Origin of the sequence: Rhizobium deserti (assembly GCF_004358025.1) — a bacterium.
Lineage (GTDB): Bacteria > Pseudomonadota > Alphaproteobacteria > Rhizobiales > Rhizobiaceae > Neorhizobium > Neorhizobium deserti.
On the sequence record NZ_SMTL01000001.1, the window covers coordinates 1,303,564 to 1,321,305 of the forward strand.

Here is a 17,742-nt window from a genome sequence, read left to right on the forward strand (position 1 = left end):
CGACAATGGACGTCTCGACCGCCCGCAAGCCTGATGCCGCCACCGGAAATTCGACCGGCAGCATCATCGATCTCCTCGAACGCGATCCTGGTCGCTTCGAGCCGGTCACCGCCTTGCGCATTGCCCAGGCGGCGGCTGAAGGAGACCTCGATATCGCGGCTCATATGGGTGTATCGCCGGCGCCGCTTGCCGTCAGCGGCCTGAAGGCGAAGGGCGGACGTGTCTCGATCCGCAGTGCGCTTGCCAGCCTGACCGGTCCGCTCGGCTCGATGCCTTCAGCCTATAACGAACAGATTTTGCGTGAAGAGCGCAACCGGTCGCGTGCGCTGGGGAGCTTCTTCGACCTGTTCAGCGCCCGGATGACCGAGCTGTTTGCCGACGCCTGCGAGAAATACAGGATTGCGCGGCGGCTGCGATGGGGCGGCGACCGGCGCGCCAATGCCTTCGTCACGTCGCTTCTGGCGCTGGCCGGCTTCGGCACCAAACGGCTGGTCGAGAGCGGCGGTGTCGACGAGGATACCATCCTGCGCTTCTCCGGCTTCTTTGCCGCCCGTAATCGCAATGCTACCAATCTACGCGCCATGCTGGAGGAATTTACCGGCCTGCCGGTGGATGTGGAATTGTTTCGTGGGCGCTGGCTGACCATACCGCAGGCCGAGCGCAGCCGTTTGGGCGATGCGCAGGGCGTCCAACTCGGTGTCAATGCTACCGCGGGCGCCGCCATCCGCGATTTCAGCGGCGGTTTCCGCATCATTGTCGGCCCGCTCGACTATGCCGATTATCTGTCGCTCAGCCCGGGCGGACGCAATATCACCGAGATCTTTGCCCTGACGAGGCTTTACGTGGGTCCGGCACTCGATTTCGATATCCAGGTCGTGCTGCGCAAGGAGGCCATCCCCTTCTGCCAGCTTGGCCAGGCGGAAGCAGATCCTCCACGCTTGGGCTGGAACAGCTGGGCCCGCGTCGCGCTGGCTGCAAAGGACAGCGGCGATGCGATCATAAGCGAGCGCCTGCCGCCTGACATGCAGGGAGGCGCACATGCGGCTTGAACTGCGCCAGGTTGGCAGCGACGCCGCGCCAGCGGGCGCTACGCGGAAATGGTACTTTGAGAAAGGGCGCCGCACGCTTGGCCGCGCCAGCGATTGCGACTGGCAACTGCCGGAAGATCAGCGCGCCGTTTCAAAGCTGCATTGCATCATCGAGCGGGACAGCAACGGTTTCGTTCTTCTCGACAAAAGCGCCAATGGTTCCAAGGTCGATGGCGTCGTCGTGCACGAAGGCGAGACGGCCCGGCTGTCGGATCGTTCGCGTCTGGAATTCGGCGGACTGACCTTCTCGGTGTCGATTTCGGGAGAGCGTGCCCGCGACGCCGAGGATCCCGACGCCAGCCTTGCTCTGAGTGATGAACCGCTGACCATTTCCGCCATTCTTGCCGATATCTCCTCCGGCGGCAGCAGTGCCAGCGGCATTTTGGGCGAGCGGCAGGTGGAGGAATGGTCCATGTCGGCCAAGGGGGTCGTGCCAGACCGGGATCGCAGCAGGCAAGGCGCTCCATCGTCTCGCAACGTGGAAATCGGCTGGGGCGGCCCTCCGCAGCTCGAATCGCCGACCAAGCTTCTGCCGGATGACTGGTATACCGATGGCGAGTCTAACCTCGGCAGCCATCTCGAACATGGCTCGGCGACGCATGTCTCGATCCCGATCTCCCGCCCCCGTCCCGCTACGCCGATCGCCGACGCCGCAGACGACGTTCCGGCTAAGGAAACAGGACCTGAAGCCGACATAGATGTCGAGGCTTTTGCCGAGCTTCCGGCCGCTCCATCCAGCCAGCTTGCCGACCGGATGGAGGCGGTGATCGCGCGCCTGGAAGAGGCCATGGAAGCGACTTTCCAGGTCTTCGACATGGAACCGCCGAACCCCGATAACGAACCGGACCTGTTTGGCCGCAACCGCGACGATGCGATCCTTGCCCGTGCCGAGGCACTGCTGACGCGGCAACTGCGGCTTGCCAGCGGGCTTGACGCGCTGATGCGTGAGGCGGGTCGGATGATGGAGCCACGCATCCTCGAGGCACGGGTGGATGCCGGCGCTCGACGGCTGCCCTGGCTCCGCAACCGGGACTATTGGCAGGCTTATCGCCTTCAGTTTGAGAAGAATGGCAGACCGCTATCGGTTCGCGAAATCTTTCACATGGCAATGGCGGGCGAAACTGCGCTGCCGCAGGGCAAGGAAGGACGTCACGACGATGAGACGCATTGATGGGGTCCAAGGATGAGGAATGAGAACCGGGTGGCCTGGAGCGAGGGCATGTTCCTGCGCGTACAGCACTTCCAGCAGGCTGACCGCTGGACCGAAAGGCTGGTGCGGACGACGACCCGCGGGCTGACGCCCTATCCCTGGGGCGTCTCCGAAATCGGCATCGATCGCAGCGCTCTGGCGATTGGGCAGTTCGCGCTGTCGAACCTGCGCGGCATCATGCCGGATGGCACGCCGTTCGAGGCGCCGATCGACGCGGACCTGCCGCCGGCCCTCGACCTCGACGAGGAAACCAAGAATGCCATCATCTACCTGGCGCTTCCGGCCCGCCAGCCGGGCAAAGCCGATGTAGCGCTGAACGGCGGCGCGCGAATGAACAGCGTGCGGCTCGTCGCCTCCAACTACGAGGCGCCGGATGCCAATGTCGAAACCGATTTCATGGCGCCCATCGATGTCGGGCGCTTGAGCCTGCGTTACCTGAAGACGGGCGACGAACTGGCCGGCTACGAGCTGATCGGGCTGGCCCGGGTGATCGAGGTGCGCTCCGACCGCGCTGTCATCCTCGATCCGGAATTCATCGCACCCAGCCTCAACTGCGCCGCCGAAGCCAGGCTGAGCGAGCTGATGACGGAGCTGCTCGGCATCGTCCGGCACCGCGCCGAAGCGATTGCCGAGCGAATCGGCGATCCAACTATCCGCGGCACGGCCGAAGTTGGCGATTATTTCCTGTTGCAGATCCTCAACCGGGCCGACCCGATGCTGAAACACATCGGCGCCAACGCAACGCGTATGCACCCGATCGAGTTCTACGAGACCTGCATCCAGCTGGCCGGCGAGCTTGCGACATTTACCACGGACCGTAAACGGGCAAGTGATTTCCCGCCCTACCGGCATGACGATCTGAAGGCCACCTTTGCCGCCGTCTTCGACGATCTGCGTGCCTCGCTTTCGGCCGTGCTGGAACAGGCGGCCGTCGCGATCGAGCTGGCGGAGCGCCGCCATGGCGTACGCGTCGGCACGATCAACGATCGCAGCCTGCTCAAGGATGCCGGCTTCGTGCTCGCCGTGCGCGCCGAAATGTCGGCGGAAGACGTCCGCCGCAAGCTGCCGGCGCAGATCAAGGTGGGTCCGGTCGAACGGATTGCCGAACTTGTCAATGTCGCGCTGCCGGGCATTCCGGTGAGGCCGCTGCCCGTGCTGCCGCGGCAGCTCCCTTATCGGTCAGGTACCATCTATTTCGAACTCGACACCAAGAACCCTCTTTGGAAGCAACTCGAAACCTCGGGCGCCATCGCCATGCATCTTGCCGGTGAGTTTCCAGGCCTCGAAATGGAACTGTGGGCGCTAAGAGAATGAACACCGAACCCGCATCCACCTGGAAAGACCAGCCTACTCTCGTCGAAGTGACGGAAGAAGGCGTCAGGAAGACCCAGACCGCACGCAAAATGGCGGAAATGCTCGACGACGTTCTCGACTTTCCCGAAAACGCGCCGGCGCCTGCCGCGCCGCGGGCAAATCCTGGCGGCTGGTCGGTTGAGACCCTGGTCAGCAAGTTCCGCTTCGGGGGAGAAGAAGTGCCGACCCTGGTGCGCTCCGCCGCCCCGCTTCTTAATCTGGCGCATATGCTGCGTTATACGGATGAGCAGCCGGATATCGAGCAGCTTAGACGTGTCGCGGTCGAGGCTGTCGGCCGCTATGAGCGTGATCTGGCCGGCGCCCGCATCAGCCAGGAACGGGCTCGCGCTGCACATTACGTGATCTGCGCCACTGTCGATGACGTGGTGCTGAGCAAGCCTTGGGGGGTTCGTGCCGGCTGGGCCCGCTCGGGCCTTGTTTCCACCTTCCACATGGACGTCACGGGTGGCGACCGGGTGTTCGACCTGCTCGACCATTTTCACCAGAGCCCTGGTGCCAACAAGGACCTGCTGCTGCTCATTTATCTGAGCCTGTCGCTCGCCTTCGAGGGACGCACGCGCGTTTCTCCACGCGGCAATCTAGAGCTGGGCCGCATTCGCGACAGCCTCTACAAGACCCTGCTCGGCCAGTACGGCATCTTCGAGCGGGAGCTGTCGCCGCATTGGAAGGGCGTTTCCGCCCGCCATAAGCCGCTGCGCACCGCCGTCGCGCTTTGGACGCTTTTGTCGGTGCTGACGCTCGTCTTCGCGCTTGGCTACCTGTTCTTCACCCTGTCGCTCAACAATGCTTCGGACGGCACGTTCCAGCGCCTCGCCAGCCTGCCACCGCGCGACACGCCGAGCGTGCTGATCAAGGCGCCAGAACCGCCGCAGGCCACAACCGCAGAGGTCGCGCAGAAAGTTGAGATCATAGAGCCGGTAACGACAAAACCCGCGCCACCGCCCAGCCGGCTGGACAATCTTCTCGCCTTCCTGCAGCCGGAGGTCGAAAAGAAGCTGGTGACCCTGTCGGATTCCAATGGCCGGCTTTTGGTACGGATCAACAATTCCGGCCTGTTCGAAGTCGGCAGCGCTGAGGTCAGCAGCAAGTTCAACGACCTGATCCAGCGCATTGGCGGCGCGCTCGCTGCGGAAAACCTCCGTGCGGTGGTTGTCGGATATACGGACAATGTCCCAATCCGCACCATTCAGTTTCCCTCGAACTGGCATCTGTCGCAAGCGCGCGCCAAGGCCGTGGGCGAGATCCTCACCTCGTTCACCGGGCCGGGCGCCATCTTGACGGAAGGCCGGGCCGACAGCGACCCGATTGCCGACAATTCCACGCCGGAAGGCCGCGAGATGAACCGCCGCACCGAAATCCTGGTGCTGACCGATCCCAGCGAAAGGCTGAGCGACGCTGGCCTAAAAGTGCCGCCGGTCGAGGCGGAGCGACCGAACCAGCCTGAAACTCAATCCGTGCCAGGTGCTTCGCCATGAACCCGTTAGGCCTGTTTTATACCCTCCGCTCCTATGTCGAGGCCTATGCCGGGCTGATCGGCCGGCGGTTTATCTCGGTGATTTGGGTGGCGGCGATCTGTGTCGTCATCTGGTTCTATGGATCGCTTGCCGCCTACGGCGAATTCCGGCCGCTGGCGAGCAGCAGTGCCCGGCTCATGCTGATCGGCGGCATCATCGCCGCCTGGCTGATCTATCTCGTCTTCACGGTGATCCGCGACCGCCGCCGCGACAAGAACCTGGTTGAAGGTATAGAGCAGGATGCGGCCGCTGAAGCTGCCGCCAGTAAGAATGCCGAGATCGGCGAAATTCACAGCCGGCTGAAAGAAGCGCTGCAGCTCCTGCGGCGGATCACCAAGAAACGCTTCGGCTATGTCTACGAGCTTCCCTGGTATGTGATCTTCGGTGCCCCCGGCTCCGGCAAGACGACGGCCATCACCAATTCCGGGCTCAAGTTCCCGCTGGGTGACGCGCTCGGCAGCAATTCCGTGCAGGGCATCGGCGGCACGCGCAATTGCAATTGGTGGTTTACGGATGAAGCCATCCTCATCGATACGGCTGGGCGCTATACGACGCAGGACGATCTGAACGGCACGGCCAAGGCCGGCTGGGAGGGCTTTCTCGGCCTGTTGCGCAAGTATCGTCGGTCGCAGCCGATCAACGGCGCCTTACTGACCCTGTCGATCGGCGATCTTCTGACGCGCGATACAGAGGCACAACGGGAAGAAATCCGCGCTATTCGGCAGCGTCTTTCCGAGCTGGACGAGTTCTTGCAGGCGCGGGTCCCTGTCTATCTGGTGCTGACAAAAGCGGACCTTCTGACCGGCTTCGTCGAATTTTTTGACGGCTTCAACAAATCCGATCGCGAGCAGGTCTGGGGTACGACATTCGGGCTCGATGAGAGCTACAAGGCCGAAAGCTTGCCGGACCGTTACCTCGAGGAATTCACCCTCCTGCAGGAACGGGTGGGCTCGATGCTGATTGAACGGTTGCAGCAGGAACCAAACCCGGAATTGCGCGGCCGCATCTTCCGCTTCCCTGCAGAACTGGCAGCGCTGAAAGAGCGTCTGCATGACGTGATGACCGAGCTTTGCTTCGGCTCGAAGCTCGTTGAACCGCCCTTGTTGCGCGGCATCTATTTTGCTTCCGGCACCCAGGAAAACGAGATAGCTGCACCAGCCGGACGTGCGCGCCGCAGCTATTTCCTGTCGCGGCTTTTCAAGGACGTCATCTTCGAGGAAGCCTCGCTCGTTTCCCGCGACAAGCGGCTGTCCCGTCGCCAGCTCTTCTTCCGGCGGGCCGCCTATGCCGCCGCCGTGCTCGTGCTTGCTGTTGTGCTGACAAGCTGGCTGGCAACTTACTTCCAGAATACCAGCGCCATTGCGGCCGCCGAGCGGCGCATCGATGCCTATGAGCAAGCCATCAGAGGTGTGCCGGTGCGTGATGTCACGGATGCGGATTTTCTGCGCATCCTGCCGGCCCTCGACAATTTATCGGCCATACCGACCGATTTTTCCAAGACTCGCGTTTGGCCGGTGAGCTTCGGTCTGGATCAGGAAAGCAAGGTCTCCGGCCGGCAGCGCGACGCCTATCAGCGGGCGCTCAATGCCCTGCTTCTGCCGCGCATGCTGGTGCAGTTGCAAAAGCAGATGACGGAGACGACGGATGTAGCGAGGACATTCAACGCGCTGAAGCTTTACGGCATGCTCGGCGGACTTGGCCAGATGAACGCCGAATTCGTGGCGACCGAAGCCGAAGGCATGTTCACCGCTCTTTACCCCGGCGAAGGACGAGCCGCTGCCCGCCAGGCGCTGATCGCCCATGCCGAAGCAATGGCAGGCGGCGCGCTGCCGCCGATCGAGCTCGACAATGCTCTGATTGCCAAGGCGCGCGACACGATCCGCACCCAAAGTCTTGCAAGCCGCACCTATGACATCCTGGCTGATGCACCGGCTTCCCGGCTTCTGCCGCCCTGGACAGCCGCCAGCGCCCTTGGTCCATTGGGCGAACGAGCTTTCGAGCGAGCCTCCAAGGCTCCGCTGCAGGATGGCATCGCCGGCCTTTTCTCCACCAGTGGCTATCGCGCTGTCGTTTTGCCTGAAGTTACCAATGCGGCCCGCGAAGCGCTGGACGAGCAATGGGTTCGCGGCGAAACCAATCCTGCTGGCGTGACAATCGATGCCACAGCCCAGGCGGCCTTGCAGCTCTACTTCAACAATTTCGAACAAAGGTGGACATCGCTTCTAAGCGACCTGCGGGTCAAGCCGTCCCAGACGATTGGCGACGCTGCCGAAACAACGAGAATCCTTGCCAGCGATCCAAGCCCGGTGGAAGGCCTCGTCAAATCCATCGTCGCTGCAACCGATCTGCGGGCTCCCGGCATGGAAGTGGCGGCTGCCGGCGGTGACACTCCTCTGGGTGCGACGGACGCACTTGCCGGCGCCGCGAATGCGCCCGATCCCTTCGGTCCCCTGCGCGCCGCGCTCGAGGTTCCCGCCGCCCAGGCACCCCCTTCAGAGACTCCGAAAGAGGCGGAAAGATCGCCGATCGGGCAGATCAAGCCTCTTCTCCAGAAGGTCCATGAGCAGCTTTCCCGCGCCGCGACTTCAACCGCGGAGGTGGCGAAAGTCTTCGACGTGGACAGCCAACTCACCACCGCCAACCAGGACCTGTTGCAGCAGGCTCGCCGCCTGCCCGCTCCAGTCGATACCTGGATTGCCGGTCTTGCGGCCGATGTCGGCTCGCTTGCGGTAAAATCCGCCCGGACCCGGATCAGCGATGCCTGGACGGCCGAAGGAGCGAGCTTCTGCTCAAGCGTGGTTGCCGGGCGCTATCCTTTTGATCGGGAGTCGCCGCGCGACGTGGCGATGAGCGATTTCGTTCGGCTGTTCGGGCCGCAGGGTCTGTTCAAAAGCTTCTTCAGCAGCAGGCTTGCCGCCTTTGTCGATACCAGCTCCACGCCTTGGGGATGGAAAGGCACCTTCGGCTCGAAGAGCATTCCGAGCCAAGCCATCGCGCAGTTCGAGAACGCCGACAAGATCAACCGGGCATTCTTCCCGGCCGGAAGCGAAAGCCCTTCCGTTCCCATCAATATCAAACCGGCTTCCCTTTCGGACGGTGCCACCGCGGTCATGCTGGAGATCGAGGGAGAACGTGTCGTGTATTTCCACGGGCCGGTGCAGTCGAAAACTATCTCCTGGCCATCCAGCGAGGCGACTAATCTGTCGCGCCTTGCCTTCCAACCGGGTGGCTGGCAGCAGGCGCTGACCGAAAACGGCGACTGGTCGCCGTTCCGGCTGTTCGATGACGCGAAGATCGAGATGCAGGGCAGCGATCTGTTCCGGGCTTCGTTCAGCCAAGGTGGGCAGACCGCAGAATTCGACGTGCAGTTCGGCTCCGTCCTCAACCCGTTTCGGCTGCAGGCGCTGACCGCGTTTGCCTGCCCGACACAATTCTGATCGGGCCGAGATGAACGAACGCGCCGCTCTTCGCCAGACGCCGATGGAACCGGACCGGATCGGCTTCTTCGGCAAGTTGCCGAGCCATGGGGACTTTGTGTCTGACGGGCTCGGCCGCGGCCTGCAGGAGGTGCTCGACATCTGGATGCAGGCCGGCCTGCAGCGCCTGCAGCAGGATTTTCCGGGCGATTGGGAGCCAAGGTTCAGGGCAATGCCCACCTGGCGCTTCATCGTGGAGCGCGGCCAGTGGGGGCAAGCCACTGTTGCCGGTGTGATGCTGCCGAGCCTGGACCGGGTCGGGCGCAGCTTTCCGCTTGTGATCGCCGCGCAGATCACGAATTTTACCAGCGACCCCCGTAGCCTTTGCCTCGACGACAGCTGGTTTACCGCAGCGGAAGGGATCGCCGAAAGCTCGGCCCGCCGTGACTTCGACATCAACCTCTTCATCGCCGCCTTGCGACGCTTGAGGAGTCCACGGCCGGGCGATATGGAGACTGAAGGTAAGGTCGGCGGCACGGCCGGGAGCCTTTGGTGGCGCAGCGACAACAATCGCCGGCTTGTTGGGTTTCGCACGATCGGAGCACCACAGCCGGCCGACATCCTCAGACTGCTTGATGATGATACGCCTGCCGCCAAGCAGGCGGCGAAGCCGGCTCAGCAACCACCACCACCACCCGTTGCCACCGCCCCCCTGAGCAGCGCCAGGATTTCGCCATCCGCGCCCTCCACGGCAGCGAAACCGCATGCCCCACTCAAGCTCGCTTATAGCGACGTTTCCCATCCGGGGACGCGGCTGTCATTGAATGCGGACAATCTGCTGATTTCCGCCAAGCAGGGCATATTTGCCGTGGCCGACGGGATGGGCGAAAGCAATTCGGCAGTCGAGGCCGGCAAGACCGCAGTGGCCGCACTCGGGGACGTCACCGCCCAGGAAACGGTCGACGACACCGTACAGGACATCAAAGGCAAGCTTGGCCGCGCCCACGGCCTGCTGCAGGCGGCGCGAATGTCCTCCGACCGGGATCCGCCTTGCGCCAGCGTCGCAGTGCTAGCGGTTCACCAGCAGAGCTTAGCGCTGATCTGGGCCGGCGATGTGCGCTGCTATATCATTCGCGATGGAATGATGCGCTGCCTGACCCGCGATCATCTGGAAATCGGCCTCAAGCGTGGTCTTTCGAGGTATCTTGGGAGGCCCGGCCAGTTCAGCCCCGAGATCGTTGTCGACAATGTCAGCCGCCGCGACCGTTTTCTCCTTTGCAGCAATCCACTCTGCCGGGCCCTCCCGGAGCGCAGCATTGCCCAGATCTTGATATCGGCAGACATTGACGAAGCCGCCGCTGTTCTTGGGCAGGAGGCGCTGATCGCCGGCTGCCGCGATAATTTCAGCGCCATCGTCATCGACGTGAGCGCCACTCGTGGCTGATGCCCCGCCTACTTCTTTCGGCGAAGTCGGCCGACATTTCTCCGAGCTCTGGCACGTCCTCGTCACGGAAGGTGATCTCCCGCGGCAGGCCGAGGAACGGCAAATGCTTGTCGATCAGGTGCGAGATGCTCTCGACCGTGGCGAAGATCATCTATCGGGACGGCAAAGAGACATCATCGCGAACAGCTTCACCCTTGAAAAGAAGATATACGAGGGTTCATTAACGCAGGTATACCGGGCCCGCCACCGCGATCTCGGCACTTGGCATGCCATCAAGACCCTACGAGACGACCATGCCCGTGATCCGATCGCAAGGCGGCTTCTGCTGCGCGAAGCCGAGATCGGTCTGATGCTGCGTCACCCGAATATTGTCGCAATGCAGACACTCCTGCGCTTGGGTGACGGACGCCCGGCGCTCGTCAGCGAATGGAGCGGCAAGCGTCTGGGGGACCAGCTTGGACAAGCGCCTTGGTCGATCGACGACATCCGTACCGTGATGGAAAAGGTATTGGTGGCTCTCGAAGCCATTCACCAGGTCGGCTTCGTGCACTGTGACCTGTCGCCGTCGAACCTGCTCATTTCCAAGCATGAGCTCACAGAGGCCCGCCTGGGAGACTTCGGTATCACCATCTCCATCGGCGCGCGCCACGCAGATGTCGATCTGGCCTTTGCCGGACAACCGGATTTCGCGGCACCGGAACAACAAAAGGGACTACCGCTCGACGGACGCTGCGACCTCTACGCTGCTGGGCGACTGCTGGCGCTCCTGCTCGACCATGCCGATACGGTCGGCAGCAACCATGCCGCTTCGCTGAGAGCTCTGGCAAGAACCCTATCGGCAACTGACCCTGATGCACGCCCCGACAGCGCTAAGGCGGCCCTTGCACTTCTCGGCAGCTCCAGAACCTAGCTCAGGATCGCGTCTCAATTGCTGCCGGGAAGCGGAGCCGCCGCTGATGGTGCACTCTTCTGGTAGATGGTGAAGAGCTTGGCGAAATCCACCATACCCGAATTTGTGGCGTAGAGCATGTCGCCGTCCGCCACCTGGAAACGCTGCATCAGCGCCAGGTTGCTGACATCTTTCATGTCGACGCGGTAGATGGCCGGCTTGCTCGTTACGCTGTAGGTGCTGGGCATTTTGGCCTGGCCCGCGCCAGGATAAGGCTTGTAGACCGTCTGGTTGCGCAGCACGTAGACATTGCTCGCATTGGCACGATCGTCCAGCAATCCTCCGGCGCGTCCGAATGCCTGCGCCAGCGTCAGCTTGCCGGGCTCGAACTCGAACTCGCCGACGCTCTTGAAGGCACCGAAGGCGGTGAATGTCGGCGCATCCTTGCTGATATAGACCTGGTCATCCGGGAGAAGATAAACGTTCTGGCTGTCGTCGTTCATTACCCGCTCGATCGGAGCGGTTGCACGCTTGTGTCCGCGGATCAGCGTTACGGTCGCCGCACTTGGCGCGGAAGAAGCACCGCCGGCCAGGGCGATCGCATCGAGAACGCGTTCCTTGCGCGCCGTCAGCGGGAAGCGGCCGGCTGCGCGCACATCGCCATTAACGGTAAAGCCGTTGGTCGGCTTTTCCACCACGGTAACGATCGCCTGCGGATTGACGGCCGAGCCCTTCAGGCCGCTGACGATGCGGCTTTGCAATGCTTCAGGGGAGGATTCCAGGACACGCTGGCGACCGACGAAAGGCAAGGTCACCGTTCCGGCGGAATCCACGGTGAAACGGCCAAGATTGAGCGTCTTGCTTTGCGTCGACGAAAACAGCCCATCTTCACCGGTGTCCAGGATGGTCACCTCGATGACGTCGCCACGGCGCAGCCGGGTATCTGCATAGCCACTAACGGACCGCATCTCGCTCAGGCCCTGATCGGTCGGCGCGTAGGACAGCGCTTGCGGCATGACCGGCGTCATTGGCGCATCGGCCAGGCGGATCACCGGTACCCGTTCCTTGGTATTGGGATCGACCGTACTATAAAATGCGCCTGCCGAGGGACCATCTGAAGGCCGCGCGCAGGCACTGAGGACCGCAACGAGGATGAAGGGCGCAAGCTTCCGCATTACGAATCCTTTGATAGGAGTTTGCGTGCGTAAGGTACCAAGGGGCTTCCCAGGAGCAATCACCAAACGGCAAGATCGCCGATTGTGACGAGATGAAGGCGCGGGCTGTGGCCAATTCGCAACTATTTGACCTTGTACTCTTTATCCTGAAATACAACTACAGTGGTAACGGTTTCCCTTTGAACAGCCGGTCCGGGTGCTGGATTAACGATGTCTTTGAGTGACGATCCCCACGTGACGATGAGGAACAATCGCAGCTGGATCTCGATTTGTAATGGACCAGATCAGAGAAGGAAGTGGCCCATAGAACCCTTTCCACCTACCGTCCGCGTAATCGACCTTGAAACCGGCGGCACCGGGCTGAACGATGTCTGCGAGATCGGATGGCAGGACGTTGTGATGGGTAAAGATGGAAAATGGCATGTTACCGAGGAACGCGGCGCTCTGTTGGTCAATCCCGGTCGTCCTATTTCAGCCGATACGATGGCTGTGCATCATATTCTGGATGCGCAGGTCGCAGACGCACCACTTTGGAAAGAAATCGCTTCCAAGGTCCTCCGACCGGCCGGTTGTCTCGAGGCTCTGGCCGCCCACCGAGCTGCCTTCGAACAACGGTATTGCACGCCGCGCTTGACCGGCGGCACGCCGTGGATCTGCACCTGGAAATGCGCGCTTCGCCTCTGGCCGGATCTCCCGCGTTTCTCAAACCAGATGCTCCGCTATCAGCGCATGCCGGTCGGGCTGGTTCACGACATCGGATTGCCTGCGCATCGGGCCATGCCGGACGCCTATGTCAGTGCGCATCATCTTCGCGACATGCTGAACGAGACCTCGCTCGATCAACTTCTCGCCTGGAGCAGCGAGCCCGGTCTGCTTCCTCGCGTGCCTTCCGGGCCGGATCGGGGGAAACGCTGGGACAGTTTAGCCGACGAGACGCTTCAGGACTTTGCGCGGGATCGGGATGCTGACATTCGCTTCAGCGCTCAGACCGAATTGGCATGTCGAGGTGACCGTAGCGAACCGAGGACTATCGAGCCGGCGCAGAAGTCGTTCCTGTGAGGTGAATTTGAGCGACCATTATCCGAAGACACCTGACGGCCGGTATTTCGTCGTGCGCTGTCGCCTCTGGCGGTGCAGCAATCCAGCCCTTGACGAAGAAACGCGCCTTCGTCTTGTCAAGGAGTTGATGTCCGCGCGCCGTGCAGTTCGCGATGCCAAGGGTGACTCTGATAGAGTGGCTCAGATCCGTAAACGGGTGGATGATGCGAAGGTATCGCTTGGGGAGCGGGGACCGGTCTGGTGGCATGACGACGCACCGGATTTCAACCGCCATCTCGTTAAAAATACGCCTTACGCCGCGTGGTACGAAAAGCTGTCGCTTGGCTGAATGCCCTCCCTCTGATCGACATGCTTGAAGGACCGATTATTCTTGAAGACGCTTCATCCCCTTATTCTGACTGCCCGCATTGCCGATCCCGATCTCGAGCCTTTTGACGAGCTTCGAAAACAACACTTTCCTCCTGACCGCAATTTCCTTCGCGCGCACCTGACAATGTTCCACCGTTTGCCCGGCGAAAAGGTTGGCCAGATCCTGAACGAGCTGAAGAGGACAGCTGTCGATCACTCGGCCATCGTCGCTGACGTTGCGGGCATCCGTCACCTGGGTGCCGGCGTCGCTTTCGTGATTGTCGCTTCCGAACTCCTACACGTCCACACAGAACTTCGCTCCGCTTTCATGCCCTGGCTAGGCGGACAGGACATGCAGAAGTGGCAGCCGCATATCACCGTCCAGAACAAGGTTTCCCGGTTGCTCGCAGACACTTTGCATCAGGAGCTGTCAAATGCGTTCGAGCCTCGACGCATCGTGATCGAAGGCATGGACCTATGGAAATATCTTGGAGGGCCGTGGCAGCTCGAGCAGACAGTCTTGTTCGGGACATGTCCGTAGCTGGCGTAGCGCTTTAGCAACCGAGTCTGTTGCGCCGAGCCAGCAGAGCCTCGTCAACAGAGCCTCGTCAACAGGGAGCTATTTCACATGGCTTGTTGACGATAGCTGGCTTGAAAACCATCTACCGCCCAATGGCAAAGAACGAGACGACCGCAGCCTTTCGATTGATCCAGACCTGGGTGCTGCCGCCGTCAGCCACGCTGGGATCGTCGGTGCGTGCCAAGGGTATCCTCCTGGAACTCCGCGCTCGACTACCCTTTGCGTCGCGGAAGTCGATCGACATCACCGGCAAGGATCTGACACTTTCGATGCCGGAAGGATCGGAAGATGAATTTTGCGCGGCCAGAACGATCATTTTGAACTCCTTGCAAAACATCGACAGCCTTCCCGTCATTCCCCGCGAAATTGAAGACATCTTGACGATCTCGACGGCAGAGCGGCGACGCTGGCTGGAAGACGGCCGCTTGCCCAGCGCAGGGACCCGAACAGTGAGGTTGCGAGGGCGCGCGAGGCAGATCACCTTCCACGTTTTCGAGCCGAGGGTTGTTGAAGATCTGCTCAACCAAAGCATTGTGGACGAGTGGCGCGAGGAAGATGCCGCGGCCAAATTCGAGAACAGGAGGCGAGCAGCGTACCAGGCGAAGCTAATGCGCACGCTGAAAAAGGCGGGCAAATCGACAGTGAAATCTAGTCCTAAGCCTGATGACGCTTCCCCCAACCTTGCAGGATGGGACGAGTTCAAGCGGGACGGACTGCTGCGCTAGTCCACGGGAGCAGGATCGAAGTGACAGCGGGAAAATCTGACACATCAGCAATGTAGGGACTTTTAGATGGCTCCCCTCGCTTGAAGCTCTCGACCCAAACATAAACGAAGACTCGGTGAATGTGCTTGGTAGCGCCTCTTATCTTCACCTAAGTGCGATGACCTCTGGAGGGCTGCTCGTGCGCGAGATGGAGCGGTGACGATGCAGTACGACTCCGGTTCAACCAACCGGCTGAACGCAACGCACCGGCCAGAATTACCTTCTGAGTAATATGCCCGAATGCGCGAAGTGCGGCGGCCCTTACGCGATCTCGAGCACTTTCCGGTTATTGCAAGACGCGTGGGATGGTGCCTCCCGCGCCTTCCAATTCGGCTTCGTCGGCAACGATGGAAACGGCCTCTTGCCGCAAGACATCTTTGGCGTTCTTACGGGCGCTGTCCTGGGCAAGATCCGCAGTCAAGCTACGCTCGCCTGCTTGCAGGCCATCGTCACCGGAAGCCAAAGCGGCCCCCTGCTGTTCACGCGCTTTCAATCGGCTGGCACGGGCGGCTTGTTCGGCGCGGCGTTCGGCCTCGTTGAGAGATATGGTGCGTTTTTCACGCTGCATCTGCAACTCTGCAACATCTTCAACGAAAAGCTTGAAATCAGCGTCGTTCTTCACCCGGTCGTCATGACGGCTTTGCAATTTCGGCAGCAAAGCCGTCACCTTGTTCAAGGGCTTGTACCGTGCGGGTTTGATTTTGCTCGACGGCAGTGCGTTTTCGTAACTCGTTTCGCCGAGTGTTTTCGGGTCGGAAAGACCGGGCAGGGTAATATCGGGTGAAACGCCCTGTAACTGCGTCGTGGCGCCGTTGATACGGAAAAACTGCGCGACGGTCAGTTTCAGCTGGCCGAGTTCCGGTTTGCTTTTCCTGGCAGCCTGGTTCAGATCGAGTACCGTTTGTACTGTCCCTTTCCCAAAGCTGGGCTCGCCGATGACAACGCCGCGACCATAATCCTGGATTGCAGCGGCGAAAATTTCCGAGGCCGAGGCTGAGCCACGGTTGATCAGTACCCCCAACGGACCGGACCAGGCAGGAACGGAGAGCTCATCCATCTCCACCTCGACCTTGCCGGCAGCGGTTCGTTGCTGCACCACCGGCCCCTTGCCAACGAAAAGACCTGTGAGATCGATAGCTTCCGCGAGCGAACCGCCGCCATTGTCGCGCAAATCGATGAGGATGCCATCCACCTTGGCCTGCTTAAGCTCTTCCAAAAGCTTTGCAACATCGCGGCTAGCGCTGCGGTAGTCCTTTTCGCCTTTGCGATGCGCTTCGAAATCTTCATAAAACGCCGGTAAGGTGATCACACCTATCTTGCGAGCCAAGCCACGATTTTCGACGGGCAGGATCGTCTTTGTTGCCGCCTGTTTCTCAAGACTGACCTTGTCGCGCACGAGCCTGATAAGCTGGTGCTGTCCGCTCTCACCGGCACTTGCCGGCAGAATATCCAGTCGCACAACAGAATTCCTGGTGCCCCGGATCATTTGAACAACTTCATCCAGTCGGACACCCAAGACTTCAGTAACCGCACCATTGTCGCCCTGACCAACGCCAACAATACGATCTCCTACATTAAGCTGGCCGGAAAGCTGTGCCGGGCCACCAGGTACGAGTTCACGTATGGTCGTGAAGCCATCCCGCTCTTGCAAAACGGCTCCTATGCCAACCAGCGACAGCTTCATCGAGATTTCGAAATCCGCCGCAGCCGCCGGACCGAAATAGTCTGTATGGGGATCAACCGATACAGTGTAGGCAGCCATGAACGACTGGAAGACGTCCTCACTTTTGTAGGTGTAAACACGCGCCAGGATATTCGCATATCGCTTGTCAAGCGTCTGACGAATGGCCGCATCGGGCTGTCCTGCAAGCTTTAGCCGCAGCCAGTCGTTTTTGACACGTTGGCGCCAAAGATCATCGCTTTGGTCGATAGATTGCGGCCAAGGCTCGTCATCTCGATCCAAGGAATATTCGTCGTGCCCGGTGAAATCGAAATCCTGTTCAAGAAGGCGACGCGCATAGGTCATGCGTTCTACCACGCGCTGAGTGTAAATCCCGAAGATTGAAAAGGGGATCGTCAGATCCTCGTCTGCAAGAGCATCATCGATCTTGGCCTGATCGGTCATGAAAACATCGATGTCAGATTGCCGGAAAAAGCTCCGATCCGGATCCAGGGATTTGATGTAGCGATTCATCACTGTTGCCGACAGGGCATCGTCCAGCGGTACCGGCCTATAGGCGTAGCTTCCTAGAATTTGAGCGCTCATCTGTGCCGCCTGTGCTTGGCCTTGCAGTGGTGACAAGACCGGGGGCGATTTTACTTCCGAGGAATAGGTCGGGTTTGCGACCAGAAGAACGAGGCCGAGAACGCCGTGAGAGATGCGCATTGATTGTTGTTCCAATTCGAGGACGACGCCGATTGCTAATAGTTACTATAGCTCATTGCTGGGCAACATAATGGCCGCGGCACGCAGCACATGACTTTGCGAATACCTGAGATCATCACGCGCCATCGGGTTATTTGGTATCCGGCTCATTCAACTCAGCTCACCAGCACCGGCGTCCAGGCAATAGCGGCTGCTAGCACTGACTGCACACGTCGAATCAACACCTTGCTTGGATTGTTCCGATCGTTGTCGCATGCATCTGTGGCAGCTCCGCTCAACAAGCTTAACACCTGTTGACAGCCCGGAATTGTTTGAGCATTGTCGAGACATTCCGAGGGGAGCATCGAACGATGCTGAGATGGCGGTGAGCCGGACCCTTGAACCTGATCCGGGTCATGCCGGCGTAGGAACGGAAAACGGCGTCGCGCGACGACACTTTCTCTTCTCCGCTTTCGCCTGGATCTCCTTGATGATGGAGGTCAATCAATGACGATC

Annotated in this window: 13 protein-coding genes and 1 riboswitch; of the genes, 11 read left to right on the plus strand and 2 right to left on the minus strand. The window is 60.7% G+C overall.

Features of this window, described 5'->3' with window-relative positions:
• Positions 1-5 precede the first annotated feature (5 nt).
• From tssG to E2F50_RS06250, 7 genes are all read left to right on the plus strand, one after another.
• On the plus strand, positions 6-1,049 hold the full coding sequence (tssG, locus tag E2F50_RS06220; protein ID WP_133315142.1) for a type VI secretion system baseplate subunit TssG: 1,044 nt from the start codon (positions 6-8) through the stop codon (positions 1,047-1,049).
• Complete coding sequence (locus E2F50_RS06225; RefSeq protein ID WP_133315143.1) at positions 1,039-2,259, plus strand: FHA domain-containing protein; 1,221 nt, start codon at positions 1,039-1,041, stop codon at positions 2,257-2,259. The genes tssG and E2F50_RS06225 overlap by 11 nt, the downstream gene beginning before the upstream one ends.
• A gap of 12 nt (positions 2,260-2,271) precedes the next feature.
• Positions 2,272-3,612, plus strand: a complete 1,341-nt coding sequence (gene tssK / locus E2F50_RS06230) for a type VI secretion system baseplate subunit TssK (RefSeq protein WP_133315144.1) — start codon at positions 2,272-2,274, stop codon at positions 3,610-3,612.
• Positions 3,609-5,147 (plus strand): type VI secretion system protein TssL, long form, encoded by a 1,539-nt coding sequence (gene tssL / locus E2F50_RS06235; protein ID WP_133315145.1) that lies wholly within the window; start codon positions 3,609-3,611, stop codon positions 5,145-5,147. The genes tssK and tssL overlap by 4 nt, the downstream gene beginning before the upstream one ends.
• The gene (gene tssM / locus E2F50_RS06240; protein WP_133315146.1) at positions 5,144-8,623 is read left to right on the plus strand and encodes a type VI secretion system membrane subunit TssM; all 3,480 of its coding nucleotides are present in this window, start codon (positions 5,144-5,146) and stop codon (positions 8,621-8,623) included. The genes tssL and tssM overlap by 4 nt, the downstream gene beginning before the upstream one ends.
• A 10-nt stretch (positions 8,624-8,633) precedes the next feature.
• Positions 8,634-10,046, plus strand: coding sequence for a type VI secretion system-associated protein TagF (tagF, locus tag E2F50_RS06245; protein ID WP_133315147.1), 1,413 nt, complete (start codon positions 8,634-8,636; stop codon positions 10,044-10,046).
• Positions 10,047-10,149: 103 nt separating this feature from the next.
• Positions 10,150-10,956: a serine/threonine-protein kinase gene (locus E2F50_RS06250; RefSeq protein ID WP_133315148.1), complete on the plus strand. Its 807-nt coding sequence runs from the start codon at positions 10,150-10,152 to the stop codon at positions 10,954-10,956.
• Positions 10,957-10,970: 14 nt separating this feature from the next.
• On the opposite strand, the gene E2F50_RS06255 is transcribed toward E2F50_RS06250, so the two are convergent.
• The gene (locus E2F50_RS06255; RefSeq protein ID WP_133315149.1) at positions 10,971-12,110 is read right to left on the minus strand and encodes a polysaccharide biosynthesis/export family protein; all 1,140 of its coding nucleotides are present in this window, start codon (positions 12,108-12,110) and stop codon (positions 10,971-10,973) included.
• Positions 12,111-12,443: 333 nt separating this feature from the next.
• On the opposite strand from E2F50_RS06255, the gene E2F50_RS06260 reads away from it, so the two are divergent.
• From E2F50_RS06260 to E2F50_RS06275, 4 genes are all read left to right on the plus strand, one after another.
• Entirely contained in the window at positions 12,444-13,169 is a 726-nt protein-coding gene (locus E2F50_RS06260) for a DNA polymerase III subunit epsilon (RefSeq protein WP_245515326.1), read from the plus strand.
• Positions 13,072-13,497, plus strand: coding sequence for a hypothetical protein (locus E2F50_RS06265; RefSeq protein ID WP_425375360.1), 426 nt, complete (start codon positions 13,072-13,074; stop codon positions 13,495-13,497). Before E2F50_RS06260 ends, E2F50_RS06265 begins: the two co-directional genes overlap by 98 nt.
• 42 nt (positions 13,498-13,539) lie before the next feature.
• Positions 13,540-14,058: a 2'-5' RNA ligase family protein gene (locus tag E2F50_RS06270; protein WP_133315151.1), complete on the plus strand. Its 519-nt coding sequence runs from the start codon at positions 13,540-13,542 to the stop codon at positions 14,056-14,058.
• A 131-nt stretch (positions 14,059-14,189) separates the two neighbouring features.
• Positions 14,190-14,822, plus strand: a complete 633-nt coding sequence (locus E2F50_RS06275; RefSeq protein WP_133315266.1) for a hypothetical protein — start codon at positions 14,190-14,192, stop codon at positions 14,820-14,822.
• A 325-nt stretch (positions 14,823-15,147) separates the two neighbouring features.
• Here E2F50_RS06275 and E2F50_RS06280 read toward each other — a convergent pair whose 3' ends face one another.
• Entirely contained in the window at positions 15,148-17,247 is a 2,100-nt protein-coding gene (locus E2F50_RS06280) for a carboxy terminal-processing peptidase (protein ID WP_133315152.1), read from the minus strand.
• A 324-nt stretch (positions 17,248-17,571) separates the two neighbouring features.
• A riboswitch (TPP riboswitch) is annotated at positions 17,572-17,674 on the plus strand.
• Positions 17,675-17,742 lie beyond the last annotated feature (68 nt).

Coding starts and splice junctions, on each gene's coding strand:
- tssG (WP_133315142.1), top strand. CDS start 6: ATGGACGTCTCGACCGCCCGCAAGCCTGATGCCGCCACCGGAAATTCG.
- E2F50_RS06225 (WP_133315143.1), top strand. CDS start 1,039: ATGCGGCTTGAACTGCGCCAGGTTGGCAGCGACGCCGCGCCAGCGGGC.
- tssK (WP_133315144.1), top strand. CDS start 2,272: ATGAGGAATGAGAACCGGGTGGCCTGGAGCGAGGGCATGTTCCTGCGC.
- tssL (WP_133315145.1), top strand. CDS start 3,609: ATGAACACCGAACCCGCATCCACCTGGAAAGACCAGCCTACTCTCGTC.
- tssM (WP_133315146.1), top strand. CDS start 5,144: ATGAACCCGTTAGGCCTGTTTTATACCCTCCGCTCCTATGTCGAGGCC.
- tagF (WP_133315147.1), top strand. CDS start 8,634: ATGAACGAACGCGCCGCTCTTCGCCAGACGCCGATGGAACCGGACCGG.
- E2F50_RS06250 (WP_133315148.1), top strand. CDS start 10,150: ATGCTTGTCGATCAGGTGCGAGATGCTCTCGACCGTGGCGAAGATCAT.
- E2F50_RS06255 (WP_133315149.1), bottom strand. CDS start 12,110: ATGCGGAAGCTTGCGCCCTTCATCCTCGTTGCGGTCCTCAGTGCCTGC.
- E2F50_RS06265 (WP_425375360.1), top strand. CDS start 13,072: ATGCTGACATTCGCTTCAGCGCTCAGACCGAATTGGCATGTCGAGGTG.
- E2F50_RS06275 (WP_133315266.1), top strand. CDS start 14,190: ATGGCAAAGAACGAGACGACCGCAGCCTTTCGATTGATCCAGACCTGG.
- E2F50_RS06280 (WP_133315152.1), bottom strand. CDS start 17,247: ATGCGCATCTCTCACGGCGTTCTCGGCCTCGTTCTTCTGGTCGCAAAC.